At 65.1% G+C, this 3,228-nt stretch carries 4 protein-coding genes; 1 reads left to right on the top strand and 3 read right to left on the bottom strand.

The genetic code is table 11. From position 1 onward, the window contains the following. Positions 1-50 precede the first annotated feature (50 nt). From AKL29_RS12350 to AKL29_RS12340, 3 genes are all read right to left on the bottom strand, one after another. Complete coding sequence (locus AKL29_RS12350) at positions 51-989, bottom strand: YVTN family beta-propeller repeat protein (RefSeq protein ID WP_152977551.1); 939 nt, start codon at positions 987-989, stop codon at positions 51-53. 103 nt (positions 990-1,092) lie between these two features. Continuing rightward, positions 1,093-1,632, bottom strand: coding sequence for an SRPBCC family protein (locus AKL29_RS12345; RefSeq protein WP_050384353.1), 540 nt, complete (start codon positions 1,630-1,632; stop codon positions 1,093-1,095). Positions 1,633-1,789: 157 nt separating this feature from the next. Continuing rightward, positions 1,790-2,557 (bottom strand): AAA family ATPase, encoded by a 768-nt coding sequence (locus tag AKL29_RS12340; RefSeq protein ID WP_050384352.1) that lies wholly within the window; start codon positions 2,555-2,557, stop codon positions 1,790-1,792. Between the two features lie 83 nt (positions 2,558-2,640). Between AKL29_RS12340 and AKL29_RS12335 the strand changes: the two genes are divergently transcribed. Then, positions 2,641-2,964: a hypothetical protein gene (locus AKL29_RS12335; RefSeq protein ID WP_050384351.1), complete on the top strand. Its 324-nt coding sequence runs from the start codon at positions 2,641-2,643 to the stop codon at positions 2,962-2,964. Positions 2,965-3,228 lie beyond the last annotated feature (264 nt).

Here is a 3,228-nt window from a genome sequence, read left to right as displayed (position 1 = left end):
TTTGCATGGGGTTGTTTTCGATATTTTGGGACACCCCACTCACCTTCCGCCTACTCCGTCCTCCTCAGGAACGCCCCGAACGCCCTCGGACCGTCGCCGACCTTGACCTCACCGATCACCTTCAGCTCGGCGGCGTCGATCACGCTCAGCGTGTTGCTCTCCCAGTTCGCGACCAGGATGCGCTTGCCGTCGGCGGTCGCCTCGATGCCTTCGGGGTAATCGCCGACGGTGATGCGCTTCACCGGCTGCAAGGTCGCGAGGTCGAACACGCTGACCTTGCCGTCATACTGGTCGGTGACGAAGCCGCGGCCCTGCGCCAGCGCCACCGCGTAGGGACGCAGGCCGACATGCACGCGGCCGACCTCGCGGGCGGTCGCGATGTCGATCACCGAGACGTCGTTGGTGCCGACATTGGCGGTGTAGGCGCGCTTGCCCTCGGCATCGATGGTGACGCCGAACGGCCGCGTGCCGACCTTCACGATCCCTCTCCGCTCACGTGAGGCGGTGTCGATGATGGAGACGCTGTCGTCATCGCGATCCGCCGACAGCAGCAGCAGCCCATCCGGCGTCACCGCCAGCCCGGACGGCGATGCACCGACCGCGATACTCGCGGCGACACGGCGCTCTCTGGCATCGATCACCCGCACCGCGGCGGCGTACCAGTCGGCGACATAGACCGTCGCGCCATCGGGCGCGACCGCGATGCCGAGCGGCCCGCCGCCGACATCGACCCGGCCCACCACCTTTCGCGCCGACGCGTCGACCACCGTGACCGCCTTGGCATCCGGACTGGTCACGTAGGCGAAGCGGCCGTCATTGCTGACGGCAACGCCGGCGGGCTTGCCACCGATCGCGATGGTCGCAACCGGCTTCGAGGTCGCGAGATCGACCACCGTGAGGTCGTCGCTGAGCTGGTTGGTGACGAACGCCTCCTCGGCCCGCGCGGCGCCGAGGCTGGCAAGCAGCGCGACGAGCGCAATCGAGCGCACGCCTAAAGCCCGATGAGATTGGGACAAACCGTCATCGCGCTTTGGCTCCTTGTTTTGAGCATGATCTTTTCGGAAAACCGCTTCGCACTTTTCCGGATCATGCTCAGGTCCCGCTCTCGATCTTCTTCTTCAGCGCTTCGAGCCCGGCCTTGTAGAGCCCGCTCACCGCCTTCACCGCGGCCTCGTCGCTCAGTTCCGGCGGCGGATCATTGTTCGGAAAGCCGCGATAGAATGCGCCGGCCCATTCCAGCTTCGACTTGCCGTCCGGCGCCGGCGACACCGTCAGCGTCGAGGAATAGTTGGTGACCGGCAGCACCTTCACGTCGACCGCCGTGATCCGGTACGAATAGCTCATCATCTCGGGTTCGTATTTGTAGAGTTCCTCGTCGACGGTGGCGCCGGGCCCCAACGTCAGCCGCCGCGTGGCGCCGATCTCGTTGCCTTTCTCGCCCTCGGTCTTGGTGACACCGGCGAGCCAGCTCATGTCCTGGAAATTGCCGATCACCGCCCACACCTTGGCCTGCGGCGCGTCGATCTCGATCGATTCCCGCACCTTCTGGCGGGTCGGCCCGTGAGCCCAGGCGGCCCCCAACACAGCCAATGCCGCCACCACGACGCCAGCTCGCGCGATCGTTCGCCTCATCCTCGTTCTCTCCCGATATGTGTCGGCCATCCGCCGCCTGGCGCATGCCGCAGTTTATGGTCCGGGTTCTAGACTAGATCGGGGACCGGCTTCTTGCACCAGAGCGAAGTCGCGGCCGGCGCCTTCGCCGGGAGGCAAGTCAGCCGGGCGGTGGGTTTCACTCCTCGATCGCCGCCTCGACAAACCTCTTCGGGTCGTCGCAGAACTCGCGCATCAGCCGGTAGTGATCGGTGTCCCTCAGGCTCACCGGCTCCAGCGCGTATTTGCTCAGCCGCAGCAGCGTCGCATCGGGATAGGCCATCAAGACAGGTGCATGCGTGGCCATGATCACCTGGCAGTGGCCGGTGCCGTTCATCCGGTGCAGCAGCTTGAGGAATTCGATCTGGCGCGACGGCGACAGCGCCGATTCCGGCTCGTCGAAGATGAAGATGCCCTGCCGCTGGCAGCGCTCCTCGAAGAAGCGCAAGAAGCCCTCGCCATGCGAATACGACAGGAAGTTCGGCGGCAGGTCTCTGACGTCCAGCGCTGCCGCGTCCACATAGCGCGCCACCGAGAAGAAGCTCTCGGCGCGGAAGAACCAGCCATTGGTGATCTTGGGCAGCCAGCTCGCACGAAGCGCCGCGGCAAGCGAGCCGCCCATTTTCTCCACTGCACCGCCGTGATCGACCGCACGGTAGCCCTTGCCGCCGCCAGCGTCATCATAGCCGGCCATCACGGCGATCCCCTCGAGCAGCGTCGACTTGCCGGTACCGTTCTCGCCGACAATGATGGTGATTGCCTTGTCGAAGCTGAGCTCGAAATCGTCGCGCAGCAGCGGCAGCGCGAACGGATATGCGTTGCGATTGGGAATGCGCTTGGGATCGAGCCAGACGCGCCTCAGATATGGCGCGGGCATGTTGATCGGGCGGTGTCGTCCTCTGGCCATCGGCGCGGATCCGGGGAAACAACGGCGGGTGGCCCAGTTTATATGATAGGAGCCCGCAGCAATCCTAGATGGCCGGATGTCCCATGCCTAGCAAAGCTTACGCCCTCTTCCGCAAGGCGATCCTCACCGAGCAGCAGGTCGTCTGCATCTGTGACGGCCGGCCGCGCGAGCTCTGCCCGCACATCATCGGCTACAACAAGAGCGGTGAGGAGGTCGTGCTGGCCTGGCAGTTCGCCGGCGAGAGCTCGGGCAGGCTGCCGCAATGGCGCTGCCTGCGGCTCGCTCACGTCAGCGACATCAGCCTGCGCAACGGCCCTTGGCACGAGGGCGGATCGCACCGCACCGAGCAGACCTGCGTCAGCGAGATCGACCTCGACATCAACATCGATGTCCGCAAGCGGCGGTGAGCGCCTCTGCGCCCTCTGGTCAAGAGAGGGCGGCGAAGGCAGCAAACCTCGGCCAATTCATGTCGCGAGTGGATGTGTGTCTCGCAGATCGCGCAACAAATTAGGTGTCATCCCGGGCAAGCGAAGCGCGAGCCGGGACCCATAACCACCGAAGGTCATTAGTGCATAACGCTGGAGCCACAGCTCGCTTCGACAACGAACGTCTGTGGTTATGGGTCCCTGCCTTCGCAGGGACGACAGCGGAGGCCGCCGCGCGATATCGGC

The sequence above is a fragment of the Bradyrhizobium pachyrhizi genome, from assembly GCF_001189245.1.
In the GTDB taxonomy this organism is placed as follows: Bacteria; Pseudomonadota; Alphaproteobacteria; order Rhizobiales; family Xanthobacteraceae; genus Bradyrhizobium; species Bradyrhizobium pachyrhizi.
The sequence above is the reverse complement of the archived record's forward strand: the minus strand, read 5'-3'. Positions and strand labels throughout refer to the sequence as shown.

What these genes read in the sequence shown, in the direction of transcription:
- AKL29_RS12340 (WP_050384352.1), bottom strand. Translation starts at nt 2,557, where the DNA reads ATGGCCAGAGGACGACACCGCCCGATCAACATGCCCGCGCCATATCTG.
- AKL29_RS12335 (WP_050384351.1), top strand. Translation starts at nt 2,641, where the DNA reads ATGCCTAGCAAAGCTTACGCCCTCTTCCGCAAGGCGATCCTCACCGAG.
- AKL29_RS12345 (WP_050384353.1), bottom strand. Translation starts at nt 1,632, where the DNA reads ATGAGGCGAACGATCGCGCGAGCTGGCGTCGTGGTGGCGGCATTGGCT.